We start from the raw sequence: 19,098 nt of genomic DNA, 5'->3' as shown, positions 1-19,098 counted from the left end.
CGCGCGGGGCCCGGCGGCGCTCTCATGGAGGGCATGACTCCGCCCGTGCCTCCGTCCGCGCCGCCACCTCCGTCCGCCCCGCCGCCCACGCCTCCTCCGCCCCCGGTCCCGCCGGAACCGGCCTCCCGCTTCCCGTTCCGGCCGCCCTCCTTCGGCGGCCGGCTGCACGATGCCCGTACCGCCACCTCGCTCGGCCGCTGGCTCGGCGCCGCCTTCGCCGTCTGCTTCCTGACCGGCCTGATCAGCCACTACCTCCAGCACCCGCCCGGTTGGGCCGAGAACTCGCTGCCCAGCCGCCCGGTCTGGGGCTACCGGCTCAGCCAGGGCCTGCACATCGCCACCGGGCTCGCGGCGATCGTGCTGCTGCTGGCGAAACTGTGGGCGGTGTACCCGAGGCTGTTCGTGTGGCCCCCCGTGCGCGGTGTCCGGCACGGGCTGGAACGGCTGTCGGTGGCGGTGCTCGTGGCCTCCGCCGTCCTCCAGGTCTTCACCGGACTCCTCAACATCGCCGAGTGGTATCCATGGCCGTTCGGCTTCATCCAGACGCACTTCGCGCTCGCCTGGGTGGTGACCGGCTCGCTGCTCCTGCACCTCGCGGTCAAGGCGCCTGAAATCAAGGCCCATTGGAGCAGCCGGTCACCCGGCACGCTCCAACTCCCCGCCCAGGACGGCCCGGACCGGCGCTCCCTGATGCTCGGCGTCGGTGCGGCCGTCGGAGCCGTCACCCTCACCACCGTCGGCCAGTCCTTCACCCCGCTCAAGCGGCTCGACCTGCTCGCGCCCCGGCATCCCGACCACGGACCGCAGGGGCTCCCGGTCAACCGCACCGCCGCGGCCGCCGGGATCACCGGGCAGGCGGTACGGGACTGGCGGCTGGAGGTGCGGGGCCCGACCCCCTACACACTGACGATCGATCAGCTCCACGCCCTGCCAAGGGCGCAGGCGCGGCTGCCGATCGCCTGCGTGGAGGGCTGGAGCGTGGAGGCGCGCTGGAGCGGCGTACGGATCCGCGACCTGATGGCGCGGGCCGGCGCCCCGGCCGGGGCCGGACTGAGGGTCACCTCGCTGGAGACGGGCGGCGCCTACCGGGTGATGGAGATGGGCCGGGACTACGCCGAGGACCCGCTGACCCTGCTCGCACTGGAACTGAACGGCCAGGTGCTGAGCGCCGACCACGGCTACCCCGCGCGCGTCATCGCGCCGAACCGGCCCGGGGTCCTGCAGACCAAATGGGTCACCCGGCTGGAGGTGCTGTGAAGAGCCTGCGCCTGGTCCTGGGCGCCGCCGGGCTGCTGCTGATCGCGATCGGCGGCCGGTTGCTGGCGGTCCTCCCCGACCCCTTCGACGTGCTGGTGTGGATGGGCGGGGCGGTCGTCCTGCACGACGGGATCATCGCGCCCCTCGTCCTGCTGGCCGGGCTCGCGGTCGCCGCCGTGCCCGCGCGGGGCCTCGTACGGGGAGCGCTGCTGACGGCGGGCGTGCTCGTACTGGTCACCCTGCCCCTGCTGCTGCGACCGGGGACGCCGCCGAACCCGTCGGCCCTGCCGCTGCCGTACGGGCGGAACCTGCTCCTGGTGCTCGCCGCGGTGGCGGTGGCCGCCGGGGTGACGGCGGCCGGCGGCCGGTGGCGGCGGTCACGGCGACGCGCCTCCGGCGGCGCAGCGCCGGGCGACGGGCCGGGCGACGGGCCGGGCGCCGCGCCGGGCGAGGGGTAGCCCGGCGCGGCGTCAGCTCCTGCCCCGCTCGACCGGGATCCACAGCTGGGAGCCGGTCTCCGCGCCGATCGCCACCGGCCGTGTCAGCAGGAGCTCCGGACCCGGCCGGCTCGTGTACGGGTTCGAGGGGAACCACTGGGTGAACACGTCCCGCCACAGCTCCTGGAGGGCGTCGGGATAGGGCCCGTGGTTGTCGAAGACAGCCCAGGTCCCGGCCGGCACGTCGAGGGCGTCGAGCTCCGGGGCGGTGGTCCCGGGACCGCTCACCACACCGACCCAGTAGTCCGCCTCGGCACCCTCGTCCCGGCTGTCGGTCAGGTAGACCACCGCCGACAGGACCCCTTCCGGCTCCAGGCCGGGCAGCTCCTTCATCCGTAGGACCGCCGACTCGTCCAGGCTCTCCACGTGGGCCGTGGCGGCCGCGTTGGCCCCCTCGTGCACGAGCGGGACCCGGGCCTTGCGGCCGAGCACCCGGAACGGCCCCTTCTCCACGATCCGGTACCGCATGGCCGTACTGCCCTCGACGACGACCCGGAAGGACATGCGGGGCTGCGCCGTGAGCACCGCGCCCGTGCGCCGGGCCTCGCCCGGACCGATGCCGTGCACCGACCGGAACGCGCGGGCGAAGGCCTCGCCCGAGCCGTACCCGTAGCGCACCGCGACGTCGAGCAGGGTCAGCTCCCCGGCGAGCACCTCGGCCCCGGCGAGCGTCATCCGCCGGCGCCGCACGTAGACCGGGAGCGGCATCCCCGCGAGCGCGGAGAACAGCCGGCGGAAGTGGTACTCCGACACGGCGGCGATCCGGGCCACCTCGGCCATGTCGATCTCCTGGTCGAGGCGGGACTCCAGGTGCTCCAACGCCTGGTTGAGCCGCTCCAGCACGCTGTCCGTCCTTCCCTGCCCGCCCGACGGATCCGGTGCGGGAATTGTCGGGCGGCAAGCCCTGGCGCTGCCCGAGGCTCGGTCCCATGAACGACATTAAGGGATATTGCGCGCCGCGGTTCGGCGCTGTTCACGAGGCACTCGCGGGGTTGCTCGAGAAGCGCGACGTGGGTGCCTCGGTGGCGGTCCACGTGGACGGTGAGCCGGTGGTCGACCTCTGGGGCGGGTACGCCGACACGGACCGCTCCGTCGCATGGCAGGACTCCACCCTCGCCTGCGTGAACTCGACGACGAAGAACATGACGGCCCTGTGCGCGCTGATCCTCGCCGACCGGGACCTCCTGGACCTGTCCGCGCCGGTCGCCGCCTACTGGCCCGAGTTCGCCGCGGCGGGCAAGGAGGGCGTGCTCGTACGGCACGTGCTCTCGCACACCGCGGGGCTGCCGGATCTGCCCCGGCTGCGGACGGTCGGGGAACTGTACGACTGGGAGGGCGTGACGGCGGGCCTGGCCGCGCGGGCACCCGCCTGGGAACCGGGAACGGCCGCCGGGTACCACGCACTCACCTTCGGGTTCCTCGTCGGCGAGATCGTCCGCCGCGTCACCGGCCTCGGCATCGGCGAGTTCTTCGCGCAGGAGGTCGCCGGGCCGCTGGGCGCGGACTTCCACATCGGGCTGCCCGCCGAGCACGACCACCGCGTCGCACCGCTCATCCCGCCGCCGTCCCTGACCGACGCGTACGCCGCCAGTGCGCCGCCCGGACCGGACGGCGCGCCCCGCGAGGACACCGGCCTCGCCGTCCGGGTCAGGGACGTCAACTCTCCCGCCTGGCGCCGTGCGCGGATCCCCGCCGTGAACGGCTTCGGCAATGCCCGCTCGGTCGCCCTGGTCCAGTCGGTCCTGGCGAACCGGGGGACGGCCGGCGGTGTGCGCCTGCTGTCGCCCCGGGGGTGCGAGCCCGCGTGGCAGGAGGTGTTCAGCGGCCCGGACCGCGTCCTGGGCACGCCGATGTCCTGGACGACGGGCTTCGGGAAGTTCGGCAACACCTTCGGCTGGGGCGGCTGGGGCGGCTCGCTGGTGGTGAGCGATCCAGACGCGCGGATGACCGTGGCCTACGTGATGAACCAGATGACCGACCGGGACCGGGAGCAGGACGACCGCGGCATGGAGATCGTCATGGCCGCGTACGGCGGACTGCACTGACGGCCCGGGCTACGGGGCTGCGGCTACGAGGACGCGGCTACGGGACTGCGGCTACGGGGCTCCTACTACGGGGACGGGGCCGCTCCCCGCGTCAGTACGGTGAAGGCCCGGCCCGCCGTGGTCCAGTGGCCGGCCGGGGTCCAGCCCGCGGCCGCCGCGTGCCGGGTCAGGGCCGCCGGGCCGACGCGGGCCCAGGGGAACGGAACGCCGAGGCCGCCACGGCCGTCGGCCACCCGGACCTCGCAGCGTTCGTCCACGTCGGCCCCGGCCTCCGCCTGCACGCACTCCACGATCAGCGAGCCCGTCACCGCGAGCACCTCGGCCGTCCGGCGCAGCAGCGCGGTGGGGTCCCCGCCGATGCCGATGTTCCCGTCGATGAGCAGCGCCGTGTCCCAACGGCCTTCGTCGGGAAGGGTGTCGAAGACCGACCGGTGCAGGGCGGTGCCACCCGTGCGGGCGGTCCGGGCCACCGCCTCCGGGCTGACGTCGATGCCCAGGGCCCGGTGTCCGCGGGCGGCGAGCGCGCAGACCAGCCGGCCGGGGCCGCAGCCGATGTCCAGGACGGCGCCGCGGCAGCGGCCCAGCACCGTCCGGTCGGCGCCGTCCGGAGCCTCGCACCAGCGCTCCACGTCCAGCGGGAGGAGCCATCCGTCGCCCCGCCGCAGATAGAGCGGCCCGCGGCCGCGCCGCAGGGCCACCGTGTACGGATCGGCGGACCAGGCGGTGACCGGACCGCCGGCCCGGGCGTCGCCCGAGGTGAGCGTGGTCATCGCAGGACCGGCCGGGTGAGGTCCGCCAGCCGCGCGGCGAAGGCGCCCGCCGGGGCCTCGGCGGCGACCAGTCGGGCGTCCCCGGCGGTGTCGACGTCCCGCAGGACGGGCAGCCGGCCGGTGCGCAGCCCGGTCGCGCGCAGCCGTTCGTACTGGACCGCGCCCGTCTCGGGGAGCGACATGGGTACCCCGCGCAGCAGCGCCGGGTCCGGGACGGCGAGTCCCAGGGCCCAGAACCCGCCGTCGACGGCGGGCCCGAACCAGGCCCCGTACGCCGACCAGTCGACGTCCAGCAGCTCCGGTGTGACCTGTGGGGTGTCCATGCCGATCAGCAGCGCGGGCCCGTCGCAGGCCCCGAACGCGGCGGCGAGCCGCAGGTCCAGGCTCCCGGCGCACTGCGGGACCACCTCGAAGCCGGGCGGCAGCCACGGGCCGGGCCGGCCCTCCAGGACCAGGACCCGGCGCCGCGCGGGGGTCGCGGCCACGGCGGCGAGGGTGTCGGCGAGCGAGGCCTCGGCGAGCGCGGCCGCCTCGGCCGGGGTGAACGGCGGGGTGAGCCGGGTCTTGACCCGGCCCGGGACCGGCTCCTTGGCGATCACCATCAGCGTGGTCGTCGTGTTCATCGCGCACCGCCCGGGTGCGCGTCCGCGGCGGTCCGGCCGTCGGCCGGCTGTGCCAGGACCCGGCTCATGTCGCGCACCGCCTGCCAGGTGCCCCGCCAGGTGCCCGTCACCTTCGACTTCCCCGAGCGCGGCAGGTACGGCACGTCCACCTCCCGGATCCGCCAGCCCGCGTCCGCGGCCCGGACCACCATCTGCAGCGGGTAGCCGGAGCGCCGGTCCGACAGGTCCAGCGCGAGAAGGCCCTCCCGGCGCCCGGCCCGCATGGGGCCCAGGTCGCGCAGCCGCAGGCCGGTCCGCCGGCGCAGCAGCCGGGCCAGGGCCAGGTTTCCGGCCCGCGCATGCGCGGGCCAGGCGCCGCGGCCCTGCGGCCGGCGCCGGCCGAGCACCAGATCGGCCTCGCCCGCGGCGACGGCCGCCACGAAGCCGGTCAGCAGCCCGGGGTCCAGCGAGGCGTCGCAGTCGCAGAAGCAGACGACGTCCGCCTCGGCGGCGAGCAGCCCGGCGTGGCAGGCGGCTCCGAAACCGCGCCGGTCCTCGGTGACCACGGTCGCGCCGAGGGCCCGCGCGACCTCGGCGGAGCCGTCGGTGGAACCGTTGTCCACGACCAGGGCCCGCCAGCCGTCCGGAATGCGCGCGAGGACCCAGGGCAGGGCCTCCGCCTCGTTCAGACAGGGGAGTACGACGTCTACCGTCACGGTTTCGCTCACGGATTCACCGTAGGAACCGGGGCCCCGCAAAAGGGCCGTGGACTCCTTACGAAACGCGGACGTCGCTCCCACGGACGCAGTCCGGGGCCCGGCCCGGCGCCCGCGGGTGGGAGGGTGGACGGTATGAGCGGTGACGGCGTCAGCAACAGCAACAGCAACAGCAACAGCAGCAGCGGTGGCGGCGGTGCGGCACCGGCGCCCGCGCGGATCCTGGTCGTCGACGACGACCCGACCGTGTCGGAGGTCGTCACCGGCTACCTCAGGCGCGCCGGCCACACGGTGGAGAGCGCTGCCGACGGCCCGGCGGCGCTTGCCCGAGCCGCTCTGAGCAGGCCCGACCTGGTCGTACTGGACCTCATGCTGCCGGGTCTGGACGGGCTGGAGGTGTGCCGCAGGCTCCGCGCGGCCGGCGGCCCGGTGCCCGTGATCATGCTGACCGCGCGGGGCGACGAGGACGACCGGATCGCGGGACTGGAACTGGGCGCCGACGACTACGTCACGAAACCCTTCAGCCCACGCGAGCTGGTCCTGCGGGTCGCCTCCGTGCTGCGCCGCGCGGCGGCCGCCGGGCCCGCGGTCGCGGCGGGGGACGGCAGGGGAGGGGGCCCGCTCACCGGCGCCGGGATCACCCTCGATCCGGCCACCCACCGGGCCGCGCAGGATGGGCGTGAACTGGCGCTCACCGTGCGGGAGTTCGACCTGCTGGCGCACTTCCTCCGGCATCCCGGGCAGGCGCACGGGCGGGAGGAGCTGATGCGCGAGGTGTGGGGCTGGGACTTCGGCGACCTCTCGACGGTGACGGTGCACGTACGCCGCCTGCGCGCGAAGGTCGAGGAGGACCCGGGGAGGCCGAAGCTGATCCAGACGGTGTGGGGCGTCGGCTACCGCTTCGCACCGGGCGACCCGGACGAGGTGGCCGCGGCATGAAGGACATACTGCTCATCGCGCTGTTCGCGTTCGGCGGGGCCGTGTGCGCGGGAATGCTCGGGGCGCTCGTGCTGAGGCTGGTGCGGCACCGGTCGGTGGCGGTGTCCCTGACGGTGATCGCCGCCGTGACGGTCACCGCGATGCTGGCCGGGACGCTCGCCGTGGCCCAGGCGATGTTCCTCTCCCGGCACGACCTCGGGGTGGTCACCCTGGTCGTGGCCATGGCGGCGATGGTCTCACTGGCCGTGGCGCTGGTGCTGGGACGCTGGGTGGTGGCGCGCAGCAGAGAGCTGTCGCTGGCCGCCCGGGACTTCGGTGAAGGCGGCAGCTTCGCGGCGCCGCCCGGACTGGCGACGGCGGAACTGGATTCGCTGTCGCGGGAGTTGGCGGCGACGAGCGGGAAGCTGGCGGTGTCCCGGGAACGGGAGCGCGCGCTGGAGACCTCGCGGCGGGAGCTGGTGGCCTGGATCTCGCACGATCTGCGGACCCCGCTCGCGGGGCTGCGGGCGATGTCCGAGGCGCTGGAGGACGGCATGGCGGAGGATCAGGCGCGCTACCACCGGCAGATCCGCACCGAGGTGGACCGGCTGAACTCCATGGTCGGCGACCTCTTCGAACTGTCCCGCATCCACGCGGGGGCGCTGGCGCTGAGCCCGAGCCGGATGTCCGTGTACGACCTGGTCGGCGACGCACTGTCCGGGGTGCACCCGCTGGCGCGGGAGCGCGGGGTACGGCTCGACGGCGGAGCGGTGGACCGGGTGCCGGTGGAGGTGGACGGCAAGGAGATGACGCGGGTCCTGGCCAACCTGCTGATCAACGCGATCCGGCACACGCCGGCGGACGGCACCGTGGCGATCGCGGCCTCGGTGCGGGCCGACGGGGGAGCGGTGGTCGTCTCCGTGACGGACGGCTGCGGCGGGATCCCGGCGGAGGACCTGCCGCGGGTCTTCGACACGGGGTGGCGGGGCACGCAGGCGCGGACGCCTCCGGCGGGGGTGACGGGGGTGGCGTCGGTGCCGGCGCCGCCGGCGGGGGCCGGGCTGGGGCTGGCGATCGTACGGGGCATCGTGGAGGCGCACGAGGGGCGGGCGGCGGTGTGGAACGTTCCCGGAGGATGCCGGTTCGAGGTGACCTTGCCGCTGCCGGTCTGAGCCGGGGCTGGATGGTGGTCCCCGCCGCGGACGGGTGCGGCGCCGTTGCCGGGGGCCAGCCCCCGGACCCCCGCGCCTCAATCGCCGGCGGGGCTGGATTTGGCCGGCGGCCGCCTTGGAGGTGCGGGCCCATGGGCCGGGCGGGGCCAGGCGGGCCGGATTTGCCGGCGGCCGCCTGGGCCCGGCCCGGGTCAGGCGTGGGCGAAGTCCGTCATGCCCTCGGCGAAGTCGACTTCCGGGCGCCAGCCCAGGTCCGTGCGCAGGCGGTGGGAGTCGGCCGTGATGTGGCGGACGTCGCCCAGGCGGAAGGCTCCGGTGACCACGGGAGCGGGGCCGCCGTGGGCCGTGGCCAGGGCGGTGGCCATCTCGCCGACCGTGTGCGGGGTTCCGCTGCCGGTGTTGTAGGCGGTGCACGCGCCGGGCGGCGTCGAGGCCTCCAGAGCCAGGAAGTTGGCCTCCGCGACGTCCGTGACGTGGACGAAGTCCCGCCGCTGGCCGCCGTCCTCGTACACCTGCGGTGCCTCGCCCCGCGCCAGCGAGGAGCGGAAGAAGGAGGCCACACCCGCGTACGGGGTGTCGCGCGGCATACCCGGGCCGTACACGTTGTGGTAGCGCAGCGACACCGCGCGGCCGTCCACGCAGCGCGCCCAGGAGGCCGCCAGGTGTTCCTGGGCCAGCTTCGTGGTCGCGTACACGTTGCGCGGATCCGTCGGCGCGTCCTCGGCCACCAGCCCCGGCGTCAGCTCCGCGTCGCAGACGGGGCAGTGCGGTTCGAAGCGGCCGGCCGCCAGGTCGGCGGCGCGGCGCGGGCCCGGGCGGACCACCCCGTGGCGCGGGCACTCGTAGCGGCCCTCCCCGTAGACCACCATCGAGCCGGCGAGCACCAGGTTCCGGACCCCGCCGTCCGCCATGGCGGCGAGCAGCACCGCCGTGCCGAGGTCGTTGTGGGAGACGTACGCCGGGGCGTCCGCGAAGTCCTTGCCGAGGCCGACCATCGCGGCCTGGTGGCAGACGGAGTCCACCCCGCGCAGGGCCTCGGCGACGGCCTCTGGATCGCGGACGTCGGCCCGCACGAACGCGCCGCCGTCCGCCGGGGGAACGAGGTCCAGGACGAGCGGGTCGTGGCCGTGGAGACGCAGAGTGGTAACGATGTGGGAGCCGATGAACCCGGATCCGCCGGTGACGAGTACGCGCATGACCGGGACGTTACGGACCGCCGGGGCCGGCGGGGGGCTCCCACGCCCCGCCGTAAGACTTCCGTCAGGTCATTTCGTCACGGGCGGTGAGCGCCTGGGGGCAGGGGGTCCCAAGTTGCGCCCGGTACCGGTGTGTTTGAGTCGTCGAGCGGCGAAAGGTAACCCTTTTGGTGCCTCGCCAAATGGCTTGACCGCGACGTAAGCGGGGCATAAATTCTGCCCCGGCTTGCTCCGTCCGGGTGGGCCGGAACGTCGTCCTCTGGGGGGACCCATGCACTACTTCACCGATGTGGTCAAGCGTTACGTCGACTTCAACGGTCGCGCCCGGCGCCAGGAGTACTGGATGTACACGCTGATCTACGCGGCGCTGCTGATCGTGCTCATGATCGTGGACTTCTCGCTCAGCACCTACCCGCTGCTGTACTCGCTCTTCGCGCTCGGCCTCTTCCTCCCCACGCTCGGGGTGAGCGTCCGCCGCCTCCACGACCAGGACAAGTCCGGTTGGTGGATCCTGGTCGGCTTCATCCCCCTCGTCGGCTGGATCTGGGCCATCGTCCTGATGGCCACCGAGGGCACCCCGGGCCCGAACCAGTACGGCGCGAGCCCCAAGGCCGTCCACGCCTGAGCGGGTCCGTGAACCCGTAGTGCCCGAGCGCCGCCCCTGGCTGGAAACAGCCGATGGTGGCGCTTCGGCGTTCCGGGCGTCCGCGGCGCCCCGCGTGACGCGCGTCTCGTCCGACCTTGCGCCGGGGGGCTGTCCAGACCGGCCCGATCACGAGATATCTTGATGTCGAGCAATGTTGCAGACGAGAGACGCAGACTGTGGAGCGGAGCATCCGGTGACTGACTCGACCATCATCTACACGCACACTGACGAGGCCCCGGCCCTCGCGACGTATTCCTTCCTGCCTGTGATCCAGGCGTACGCGTCGACGGCCGGTGTGAATGTCGAGACCCGTGACATCTCCCTGGCAGGCCGGATCATCGCCAGCTTCCCGGAATACCTGGAAGAGGGGCAGCGGATCGCGGACGCCCTCGCCGAGCTCGGCGAGCTGGCGAAGACGCCCGAGGCCAACATCATCAAGCTGCCCAACGTCTCGGCGTCGATCCCGCAGCTCAAGGCCGCGGTGGCCGAGCTCCAGGGCCAGGGCTACGCGCTTCCGGACTACCCGGACGACCCGAAGAACGACGAGGAGCGCGAGAACCGCGCCCGTTACGACAAGATCAAGGGCAGCGCCGTCAACCCGGTCCTGCGCGAGGGCAACTCCGACCGCCGCGCCCCGGCCTCGGTGAAGAACTACGCCAAGGCGCACCCGCACCGCATGGGTGCCTGGGTCTCCGAGTCGAAGACGAACGTCGCCACCATGGGCGAGAACGACTTCCGCTCCACCGAGAAGTCCGCCGTGATCGCCGAGGCCGGCACGCTGCGCATCGAGCACGTCGACGCCGACGGCGCCGTCACCGTGCTGCGCGACTCCGTACCAGTGCTCGCCGGTGAGGTCGTGGACGCGTCCGTCCTGCACGTCGACGCGCTGCGCACCTTCCTCAACGACCAGATCGAGCGCGCCAAGGCCGAGGGCGTCCTGTTCTCCGTGCACCTCAAGGCCACGATGATGAAGGTCTCCGACCCGATCATCTTCGGCCACGTGGTCCGCGCCTTCTTCCCGAAGACCTTCGCCCGCTACGGCGAGACCCTGGCGGCCGCCGGTCTGTCCCCGAACGACGGCCTCGGCACCATCCTGAACGGCCTGGGCGCGCTGCCCGACGCCGCCGCGATCAAGGCCTCCTTCGACGCCGAGATCGCGGAGGGCCCGGCCCTCGCGATGGTGGACTCCGACAAGGGCATCACCAACCTGCACGTCCCCTCGGACGTCATCGTCGACGCCTCCATGCCGGCCATGATCCGCACCTCCGGCCACATGTGGGGCCCGGACGGCGCCGAGGCCGACACGCTCGCCGTCCTCCCGGACAGCAGCTACGCCGGTGTCTACCAGGTCGTCATCGACGACTGCCGCACGCACGGCGCGTACGACCCGTCCACGATGGGCTCGGTGCCGAACGTCGGCCTCATGGCCCAGAAGGCCGAGGAGTACGGCAGCCACGACAAGACCTTCGAGCTGGCCACCGCCGGCACCGTCCGTCTCGTCGACGCCGCCTCGGGCGCCACGGTCATCGAGCAGGGGGTCGCCGCCGGCGACATCTTCCGCGCCTGCCAGACCAAGGACGCGCCGATCCAGGACTGGGTCAAGCTCGCCGTCACCCGCGCCCGCGCCACCGGCGTCCCGGCCGTCTTCTGGCTCGACGAGGGCCGCGCGCACGACGCGCAGCTGATCGCCAAGGTCAAGACGTACCTCGCGGAGCACGACACCGACGGTCTTACCATCAAGATCCTGTCCCCGGTCGAGGCCACCGCCTACTCCCTGGAGCGGATCCGCCGCGGCGAGGACACCATCTCGGTGACCGGCAACGTGCTGCGCGACTACCTGACCGACCTGTTCCCGATCCTGGAGCTGGGCACCAGCGCCAAGATGCTGTCGGTCGTCCCGCTGATGAACGGCGGCGGCCTCTTCGAGACCGGCGCCGGCGGCTCCGCCCCGAAGCACGTGCAGCAGCTCGTCAAGGAGAACTACCTGCGCTGGGACTCGCTCGGCGAGTTCCTCGCGCTGGCGGTCTCCTTCGAGCACCTCGCCACCACCACCGGGAACGCCCGCGCCCAGGTCCTCGCGGACACCCTGGACCGTGCGACCGGCACCTTCCTCAACGAGGACAAGTCCCCGAGCCGCAAGCTCGGCGGCATCGACAACCGCGGCAGCCACTTCTACCTCGCCCTGTACTGGGCGCAGGAGCTGTCGCGCCAGACCGAGGACCCGAAGCTGGCCGCGGCGTTCGACCCGCTCGCCAAGACGCTGGCCGAGTCCGAGGAGAAGATCGTCGGCGAGCTCATCGCCGTACAGGGCGCCCCGGCGGAGATCGGTGGCTACTACCAGCCCGACGCCGCCAAGGCCGCGGCGATCATGCGGCCGTCCGCGACGCTGAACGCGGCGCTCGCGCTCCTCGGCTGAGTTCCCTCCGGACTGAGTTCCCTCAGGACTGAGGTCCACCGTTCGCACGGGTCCGCCCCGGCCGGCAGCTGCCGGCCGGGGCGGACCCGTTTGCGCGTCCGGTCAGGAGGCGTCGGTCAGAGCCGGTGCACCTGATCCGGTGAGAAGGCCAGCGGGTCGCGCCCAGCGGCCAGGATCCGCAGCCCGGGAGCCACGGCGAGCAGCTCGCGCAGCCAGTCCAGGGCCTCGGAGGCGAGGTGCTCGCAGCCGTCGAGGACGAGCAGCATGTCGCGCTCCGCCAGCCACGAGGCCGCGTTCGACGTCCCGTACGGCAGGAACGGCATGCCCGGTACGCAGCCCAGCGCGGCGGTCAGGTCGCGGACTCCGAACCGCCGTTCCATGGACACCACGGCCACGCCGTCGTAGAAATTGGAAGAGAGCCGTTGCCCGATCTCCCGCACCAACTGGCTCCGGGGCTCACGGAACCGACCGGTGACGGTCACCACCTTGCCCCGGCGCACTGCGGTGAAAAGACGGGACAGCTCCGCGGAGGTCGCCGGGAACGTTCCGGCTCCTCTGGAATCCCTCATCGGCACGATGCCCCCCTGCATGCGTGACCTGCGGCAAGAGGGTTGTTTCGAGCCGCATGAAGACGATTATGCGCCAGATTTCGGGAAAGGCCAGGGGAATTCCCTATTCCGGTGAAAGGCCCGTGGCGCCCGATGATCACATGAGTTGTACAGGTCACATCCCTTTGTCCACCCCTGCGCGAGGGGCGCCCTGTCCACCCGGTTCCGGCCATGGTTGTCCGGGAGCCCGGAATCCGCTGTACTGCTGCGGTGCGGCCCGATGCCCGGGCACGTTCGGGGGAGGGGCCAGGATGAGTGCGGATCGGCGTCGGACAGGGCGGGGCGCGAGGCGGGCGGCGCACCGGCGCCGTGCGGGTCTCCGGAGCCGAAGACCCCTTCTGGGTTTCTTCCTGTCGGCCTTCCTCCTCGTGGGCGTGAGCGCCGCGGCGGGGATCGCCTGGGACACCCGTACCGTCGCCGGCGCGCAGGTCCGCCCGCTGCCCGGCCCGGTCGCCACCCTGCCCGTGACCCCCGGCGACGGCTCCGCGCCGCCCGTGACCGGCCCCACCGCCGGCGGCCCGGGCGCCACCGCCCCGCAGAGCCCGGCCGGTCCGTCCCCGGACCCCGAGGACCCGGGGCCCGGTACGGGCGACGGAGTCCGCCCCTCCGGCCCGCTGCCCTTCGACATGCCTCAGCCGGCCGCCCTGCGCTCCGGCGCCGCCGGCAAGAAGCTGGTCTTCGCCCACTACTTCACCCCGTACCCGCTCTCCCTGGACAACGCGAGCGCCGACGCCGACTACTACACCCGCAACTATCTGAAGCCGGACGGCGAGAACGGCAAGCACGAGCGCTACGGCGGCCTGCTGCGCGACCGGCCGCTGCCCGTCCCGCCCAAGGCGGGGAACTGGGAGCTCGCCAACCTCCAGCAGGAGGTCCGCACGGCCCGCGCCGCCGGCCTCGACGGGTTCACCCTCGACCTGCTCTCCCTGACCGGGAAGAACCTGGAGCGCTGCAAGCTCCTGATGGAAGCCGCCCGTTCGGTGGATCCGGCCTTCAAGGTCATGCTGATGCCGGACATGACCTCCCTGGGCACCGACGACCCGGCGGTGCTCGCCGACCTCCTCGCGGACCTCGGCAAGGCCCCGGCCGCCCACCGGCTGCCCGACGGCCGGCTGGTCGTCTCGCCGTTCAAGGCGGAGGAGAAGAGCGCCGCCTGGTGGACCCGGATGATGGAGGTGCTGAAGTCCCGGCACGGCATCCGTACCGCCTTCGTCCCGCTCCTCCTCGACTTCGGTGCGCACAGCGGCGCGTTCGAGCCCATCAGCTACGGATTCTCCGAGTGGGGCAGCCGCAGTTACGTCGGCCAGGAGGGCTCCACGCGCGACGTCCGGCGCGCCCACGCCGCGGGCAAGATCTGGATGCAGCCCGTATCGGTCCAGGACGCCCGGCCCAATCAGGGCATCTACGACGAGGCCGGCAACACCGCCACCCTGCGCGCCACATGGAACCGGGCCATCGAGGACGGGGCGGACTGGGTCCAGCTCACCACCTGGAACGACTACAGCGAGGGCAGCCAGTTCGCGCCCTCCCTGCACAACGGCCATGCCTACCTGGACCTTTCCTCCTACTACCTCACGCGGTTCAAGACGGGCGGCTGGCCGAGGGTCGTCCGCGACACGCTGTACCTGAGCTCGCGCACCCAGTTCGCCGCCGCCGACCCGAGCGGCGGCCAGTCCCTCGTGATGTCGCTGCGGGGCGGCAGCGCCGCGGCCCGGGACACGGTGGAGGTGCTGAGCTTCCTGACCGCGCCCGCGCGCATCCGTACGTCCGTGGGAGCGGCCGGGGACGCGCACGAGGCCCCGGCCGGGGTGCACTCCCGGCTGCTGCCCCTGGCTCCGGGCACCGGCTCGGCGGCCGTGGTGCGGGACGGCAGGACCGGGGCCCGGGTGGAGCTGCCCTACCGGGTGGACCGCACGGTGGAGGTCCAGGACCTCCAGTACTACGCCGCCACCAGCGGCCGGAGCTGAGCCCGCGGAGGCTCCGGCGTGAGCTGGCAGGGCCCGAAGTCCCTTGCTCTGGGACCTTCGTCACCCCATATGTAGTGGTGGCTACCCGGGCTCACATCTATATGTAGTGTTGACTCTGCCGGTTCGGCGGGGCCTCTCCCCGACCGAGGCAACAGGGAACCCGGTGGGAATCCGGGACTGCCCCGCAACGGTGAATCCGCCCAGGCGGACGAGTCCGACACCTGCCGGCACGGGCCTTCGGACGGCCCGCCAATCTTCCGTGCCGAGCCTCGTGGGAGGGCCGCCGTGACTGCTGTCGTCGACGCCGTAGAGACCGTGACCGAATACCTGGACCGCCGGGACTGGCGGGTGAACGCCAACGCCAACCAGGGCTATTCGCTCGGCGGCCTCATCCTCAACGCCGCCGGCAAGATCACCGCCAACTACTGGCTGGAACAGGTCTACCCCGACGCCGTGGCCCGCGCCCACCGCGAGGGCGACTTCCACATCCACGACCTGGACATGCTCTCCGGCTACTGCGCCGGCTGGTCCCTGCGCACCCTGCTGACCGAGGGCTTCAACGGAGTCCCCGGACAGATCGACTCCGTACCTCCCCGGCACCTGTCCTCGGCCGTCGGGCAGATCGTGAATTTCCTCGGCACCCTGCAGAACGAATGGGCGGGCGCCCAGGCCTTCTCCTCGTTCGACACCTGCCTCGCCCCCTACGTCCGCCTCGACGCGCTGACGTACGACCAGGTCAGACATCCCATGCCGTTTCATGTCAAGAGGGATAGAGCTGGGCGTGGTGTGACCAGGCGGTTGCTTCGTCGTAGTGGGTGCGGGTTTTGAGGCATCCGTGGAGGATGCCGACGAGGCGGTTTCCGACCTGGCGGAGGGCAGGGTTGTAGCCGGCGTCGCGGGCGCGCTGCTTGTCGTAGTAGCGGCGGGCGCCGGGTGAGGTGTTCAGCGCGGAGAACGCCTGGAGTTGCAGGGCCGAGGCGAGGCGGTTGTTGCGGACGTAGCGGGCCTGGACGGTGTGGCTCTTGCCGGAGGCCCGGGTGATAGGGCTGGTCCCGGCGTAGTTCTTGCGGGCCTTCGCGTTGTCGTAGCGGGTGGGGTCGTCCCCGAACTCGGCGAGCACCCGGGCGCCGGTGATCTCCGCGATGCCGGGCATCGAGAGGTAGATCTCAGCGTCCGGGTGCTCAAGAAAATGTGCCTTCACCTGCCTTTCGAGCTCGGCTATCTGCTCGTTCAGACTGATCAGCAGGCGCGCGTGGGCTGTCGCGGCGGCCGCGTAGGCGGCGGTCACCGGTTCGGGCAGACCGAGGTGTTCTTCTCGCAGCGCGGTCTGGATCGTGGCGGCTTTCTGGGGCCGGTTGTGCCGGCGGTGGCGGGTCAGGACCGCGGTGATCTGGGGGCGCGTCAGCTTCGCCGCGGTGGCGGGCGTGGGCGCCTTGATCAGCAGCTCCAGTGCGTCCGTGCTGGTCAGCGCCAAGTCGGCGTAGGCGTCCAGGGCCGCGGGGAAGTACTCGCGCAGCGTATTGCGCAGCCGCTGGAAGGTGCGGGTGCGTTCCCAGATCAGTGTCTGGTGGGCACGGGCGACGACCTTCACGGCCTGGGCCTGCTCGCTGTCTCCAGCGACGGGCCGCAACTGGTCACGGTCGATACGGACCATGTCTGCCAGCGCGTGCGCATCGCCTTTATCGCTCTTGGCGCCGGAGGTTCCGTAGCGTTCCTTGAACCGGTTGACCTGCCTCGGGTTGATCGCGAACACCTGGTAGCCGGAGGCGATCAGGGCCTGCACCCACGGGCCGCGATCGGTCTCGATCCCCACCACCACCTCGGCGGAGTCCACATCCGCGCCACCGTACTTCGCGATGAGCGCGTGCAGTTTCGCGATGCCCTCCACCCCCTCGGGCAGGGTCGCGACGGCCAGCTTGCGGCCCGTCCCGTCCTGGACCTCGACATCGTGATGGTCTTCGGCCCAGTCGTCACCGATCAGCAGCAACAGTTCTCTCCCGCTCGTATCCGTTCGTTCAGTTGCACAGCAGCCTGCGGAAGGCACGGCACGCGGCCTAATGGATCCAGTGCTCACGCCCGTGGGCGGGCACGCCATCCCATCAGCGGTCATGGCCTCCCGGCCGACCAGCAGGGGCACGGTCTGACCACAGAACTCGAACGGCTCCGGCATCGGAAGTGCTCACCTGCTGGCGGCTACAACATCAAGTCTCTACGACCCGATACGTCCCATTAGGCAGTGCGTCCAGGAACTCGTGCACAACCTCAACGTGCCCTCGCGCTGGGGCACCCAGACCCCCTTCACCAACCTCACCTTCGACTGGATCTGCCCCGAGGACCTGCGCGAGCAGGTCCCGGTGGTCGCGGGGGAGGAGACCGGTTTCACCTACGGCGAGCTCCAGGCCGAGATGGACATGATCAACCGGGCGTACATCGAGGTGATGACGGAGGGGGACGCCACCGGCCGGGTGTTCACCTTCCCCATCCCGACCTACAACATCACCAAGGACTTCGCCTGGGAGAGCGAGAACGCCGAGCGGCTCTTCGCGATGACCGCCAAGTACGGGCTCCCGTACTTCCAGAACTTCATCAACTCCGAGCTCGAACCGAACATGATCCGCTCCATGTGCTGCCGGCTCCAGCTCGACCTGACCGAGCTGCTCAAGCGCGGCAACGGCCTCTTCGGCAGCGCCGAGCAGACCGGCTCGCTGGGCGTCGTCACCCTCAACTGCGCCCGCCTCGGCCATGTTCACGCGGGTGACGAGGAAGGGCTGCTGGCCGAGGTGGACCGGCTGTGCGAGCTCGCCAAGGACAGCCTCGAACTCAAGCGGATCACCGTTCAGGACCTGATCGACGGCGGTCTCTTCCCCTACACCAAGCGGTACTTGGGCACCCTGCGCAACCATTTCTCCACCATCGGGGTCAACGGCGTCAACGAGATGATCCGCAACTTCAGCGCGGACGCCCACGACATCACCACCCCCGAGGGCCACGCCCTCGCGGTCCGCCTCCTGGACCGGGTCCGGGCCCGGATGGTCGACTTCCAGGAGACCACCGGCCACCTCTACAACCTGGAGGCCACCCCCGCCGAGGGCACGACGTACCGCTTCGCCAAGGAGGACCGGGCCCGCTTCCCCGGCATCCTCCAGGCCGGCACCGACGCCAACCCGTACTACACCAACTCCTCGCAGCTGCCCGTCGGCTGGACCGACGACCCCTTCGAGGCGCTGGAGCGCCAGGACGAGCTGCAGGGCAAGTACACCGGCGGCACCGTCCTGCACCTGTACACCCCCGAGCGGATCCCGACGGCGGAGGCCTGCCGCAAGCTGGTCCGGCGCTCGCTGGAGACCTTCCGGCTCCCGTACCTGACGGTGACCCCGACCTTCTCCATCTGCGCGGACCACGGCTACCTGGCGGGGGAGCAGCCCCACTGCCCCACCTGCGGGGCCGTGTGCGAGGTCTGGACCCGGGTCATGGGCTACCACCGCCCGGTGTCCTCCTTCAACATCGGCAAGAAGGGCGAGCACGCCGAGCGCGTCCACTTCAAGGCGGCGGTGTGAGCCCCGGGGCGGCCGCCGTCCCGCCGGACGAGGTCATCCGCATCGGCGGCTGGTCCCGGCTGTCCACCTGCGACTGGCCCGGCCGGCTGGTCACCACCGTCTTCTGCCAGGGCTGCCCCTGGCGGTGCGGCTACTGCCACAACCCCGGCCTGCTGCCCGCCCGCGCCCCGGCGGCCGTCTCCTGGGACGAGGTGCTCGGCCACCTCGCCCGCCGCACCGGGCTGCTCGACGGGATCGTCTTCTCGGGCGGGGAACCGCTGCTCCAGCGCGGCCTGCCCCGAGCCGTACGGGAGGCCCGCGCGCTCGGCCTGGAGGTCGGGCTCCACACCGGGGGAGCCTTCCCCCGTCGGCTGGCCCGGCTGCTGGACGCGGGCCTGCTGGACTGGGTCGGCTTCGACGTCAAGGCGCCGCCCACCCGCTACGAACGGGTCACCGGCATCGGCCACGCGGCGGCCTCCGCCGAGCGCAGCCTGCGCCTCCTGCTCGCCTCGGGGGTTCCCCACCAGCTCCGCACCACGGTGGACCCGGCCCTCCTGGGCCCGCCCGCCGTGGCCGACCTGGACGACTGGCTCGCGGACCTGAGCGCGGGGCCCACGCTCCGCCAGACCGTGCGCCCGCCGGCGGCCTGAGAGCCCGGGAGCCCGGGGGCCCGGCGGCCGCGACGGCCGGGGGGAGCTGTCCCTCCGGGCGGGCGGCGGGGCATGATCGGTTCGACAGCCGCGCCGCACCCA

18 protein-coding genes and 1 riboswitch are annotated in these 19,098 nt (G+C 72.5%); of the genes, 11 read left to right on the top strand and 7 right to left on the bottom strand.

What is annotated here, in order from left to right; all coding sequences use genetic code 11:
* The first annotated feature begins 33 nt into the window (after nt 1–33).
* Together OG435_RS39185 and OG435_RS39180 are read left to right on the top strand one after the other, a co-directional pair.
* Entirely contained in the window at nt 34–1,257 is a 1,224-nt protein-coding gene (locus OG435_RS39185; RefSeq protein ID WP_266884589.1) for a molybdopterin-dependent oxidoreductase, read from the top strand.
* Nucleotides 1,254–1,715 (top strand): hypothetical protein, encoded by a 462-nt coding sequence (locus OG435_RS39180; protein ID WP_266884587.1) that lies wholly within the window; start codon nt 1,254–1,256, stop codon nt 1,713–1,715. The genes OG435_RS39185 and OG435_RS39180 overlap by 4 nt, the downstream gene beginning before the upstream one ends.
* 12 nt (nt 1,716–1,727) lie before the next feature.
* Here the strand turns inward: OG435_RS39180 and OG435_RS39175 are convergent, their stop codons facing one another.
* Nucleotides 1,728–2,597, bottom strand: a complete 870-nt coding sequence (locus OG435_RS39175; protein ID WP_266884586.1) for an AraC family transcriptional regulator — start codon at nt 2,595–2,597, stop codon at nt 1,728–1,730.
* 86 nt (nt 2,598–2,683) lie between these two features.
* Here OG435_RS39175 and OG435_RS39170 point away from each other — a divergent pair, with 86 nt between their 5' ends.
* Entirely contained in the window at nt 2,684–3,799 is a 1,116-nt protein-coding gene (locus OG435_RS39170) for a serine hydrolase domain-containing protein (protein WP_266884584.1), read from the top strand.
* A gap of 65 nt (nt 3,800–3,864) precedes the next feature.
* On the opposite strand, the gene OG435_RS39165 is transcribed toward OG435_RS39170, so the two are convergent.
* The 3 genes from OG435_RS39165 to OG435_RS39155 are packed head-to-tail and all read right to left on the bottom strand — an operon-like array spanning nt 3,865 to nt 5,899.
* Nucleotides 3,865–4,569 (bottom strand): class I SAM-dependent methyltransferase, encoded by a 705-nt coding sequence (locus OG435_RS39165; RefSeq protein ID WP_266884582.1) that lies wholly within the window; start codon nt 4,567–4,569, stop codon nt 3,865–3,867.
* On the bottom strand, nt 4,566–5,192 hold the full coding sequence (locus OG435_RS39160; RefSeq protein ID WP_266884580.1) for a TIGR04282 family arsenosugar biosynthesis glycosyltransferase: 627 nt from the start codon (nt 5,190–5,192) through the stop codon (nt 4,566–4,568). The genes OG435_RS39165 and OG435_RS39160 overlap by 4 nt, the downstream gene beginning before the upstream one ends.
* On the bottom strand, nt 5,189–5,899 hold the full coding sequence (locus tag OG435_RS39155) for a glycosyltransferase family 2 protein (RefSeq protein ID WP_266884578.1): 711 nt from the start codon (nt 5,897–5,899) through the stop codon (nt 5,189–5,191). Before OG435_RS39155 ends, OG435_RS39160 begins: the two co-directional genes overlap by 4 nt.
* 207 nt (nt 5,900–6,106) lie before the next feature.
* Between OG435_RS39155 and OG435_RS39150 the strand changes: the two genes are divergently transcribed.
* Both OG435_RS39150 and OG435_RS39145 read left to right on the top strand, forming a co-directional pair.
* Nucleotides 6,107–6,826 carry a response regulator transcription factor gene (locus tag OG435_RS39150; RefSeq protein ID WP_430625846.1) on the top strand — a complete coding sequence of 240 codons (720 nt, stop codon included), beginning with the start codon at nt 6,107–6,109 and terminating at the stop codon, nt 6,824–6,826.
* Complete coding sequence (locus OG435_RS39145) at nt 6,823–7,977, top strand: sensor histidine kinase (protein WP_266884574.1); 1,155 nt, start codon at nt 6,823–6,825, stop codon at nt 7,975–7,977. The genes OG435_RS39150 and OG435_RS39145 overlap by 4 nt, the downstream gene beginning before the upstream one ends.
* 191 nt (nt 7,978–8,168) lie before the next feature.
* On the opposite strand, the gene OG435_RS39140 is transcribed toward OG435_RS39145, so the two are convergent.
* A complete protein-coding gene (locus OG435_RS39140) occupies nt 8,169–9,173 on the bottom strand; it encodes an NAD-dependent epimerase/dehydratase family protein (RefSeq protein WP_266884572.1) in 1,005 nt (334 codons plus the stop codon).
* 271 nt (nt 9,174–9,444) lie between these two features.
* Here OG435_RS39140 and OG435_RS39135 point away from each other — a divergent pair, with 271 nt between their 5' ends.
* Together OG435_RS39135 and OG435_RS39130 are read left to right on the top strand one after the other, a co-directional pair.
* Entirely contained in the window at nt 9,445–9,798 is a 354-nt protein-coding gene (locus OG435_RS39135) for a DUF805 domain-containing protein (RefSeq protein ID WP_266884570.1), read from the top strand.
* Between the two features lie 214 nt (nt 9,799–10,012).
* Nucleotides 10,013–12,235 carry an NADP-dependent isocitrate dehydrogenase gene (locus OG435_RS39130; RefSeq protein ID WP_266884568.1) on the top strand — a complete coding sequence of 741 codons (2,223 nt, stop codon included), beginning with the start codon at nt 10,013–10,015 and terminating at the stop codon, nt 12,233–12,235.
* A gap of 116 nt (nt 12,236–12,351) precedes the next feature.
* Here the strand turns inward: OG435_RS39130 and OG435_RS39125 are convergent, their stop codons facing one another.
* Entirely contained in the window at nt 12,352–12,804 is a 453-nt protein-coding gene (locus OG435_RS39125; protein WP_266884566.1) for a hypothetical protein, read from the bottom strand.
* Nucleotides 12,805–13,217: 413 nt separating this feature from the next.
* On the opposite strand from OG435_RS39125, the gene OG435_RS39120 reads away from it, so the two are divergent.
* Both OG435_RS39120 and nrdD read left to right on the top strand, forming a co-directional pair.
* Nucleotides 13,218–14,810 (top strand): glycoside hydrolase family 71 protein, encoded by a 1,593-nt coding sequence (locus OG435_RS39120; protein ID WP_266884564.1) that lies wholly within the window; start codon nt 13,218–13,220, stop codon nt 14,808–14,810.
* A 102-nt stretch (nt 14,811–14,912) separates the two neighbouring features.
* Nucleotides 14,913–15,053: riboswitch (cobalamin riboswitch) on the top strand.
* A 42-nt stretch (nt 15,054–15,095) separates the two neighbouring features.
* Nucleotides 15,096–15,638, top strand: coding sequence for an anaerobic ribonucleoside-triphosphate reductase (nrdD, locus tag OG435_RS39115; protein ID WP_266884562.1), 543 nt, complete (start codon nt 15,096–15,098; stop codon nt 15,636–15,638).
* On the opposite strand, the gene OG435_RS39110 is transcribed toward nrdD, so the two are convergent.
* On the bottom strand, nt 15,571–16,797 hold the full coding sequence (locus OG435_RS39110) for an IS110 family transposase (protein ID WP_266875563.1): 1,227 nt from the start codon (nt 16,795–16,797) through the stop codon (nt 15,571–15,573). The two genes, nrdD and OG435_RS39110, sit on opposite strands and share 68 nt — an antisense overlap.
* A 181-nt stretch (nt 16,798–16,978) precedes the next feature.
* Between OG435_RS39110 and OG435_RS39105 the strand changes: the two genes are divergently transcribed.
* Nucleotides 16,979–18,367 carry a ribonucleoside triphosphate reductase gene (locus OG435_RS39105; RefSeq protein WP_323188027.1) on the top strand — a complete coding sequence of 463 codons (1,389 nt, stop codon included), beginning with the start codon at nt 16,979–16,981 and terminating at the stop codon, nt 18,365–18,367.
* The gene (locus OG435_RS39100; RefSeq protein WP_266884560.1) at nt 18,364–18,996 is read left to right on the top strand and encodes an anaerobic ribonucleoside-triphosphate reductase activating protein; all 633 of its coding nucleotides are present in this window, start codon (nt 18,364–18,366) and stop codon (nt 18,994–18,996) included. The genes OG435_RS39105 and OG435_RS39100 overlap by 4 nt, the downstream gene beginning before the upstream one ends.
* Nucleotides 18,997–19,098 lie beyond the last annotated feature (102 nt).

The organism is Streptomyces sp. NBC_01264 (assembly GCF_026340675.1).
In the GTDB taxonomy this organism is placed as follows: Bacteria; Actinomycetota; Actinomycetes; order Streptomycetales; family Streptomycetaceae; genus Streptomyces.
This window is presented reverse-complemented; position numbering and strand designations above follow the sequence as displayed.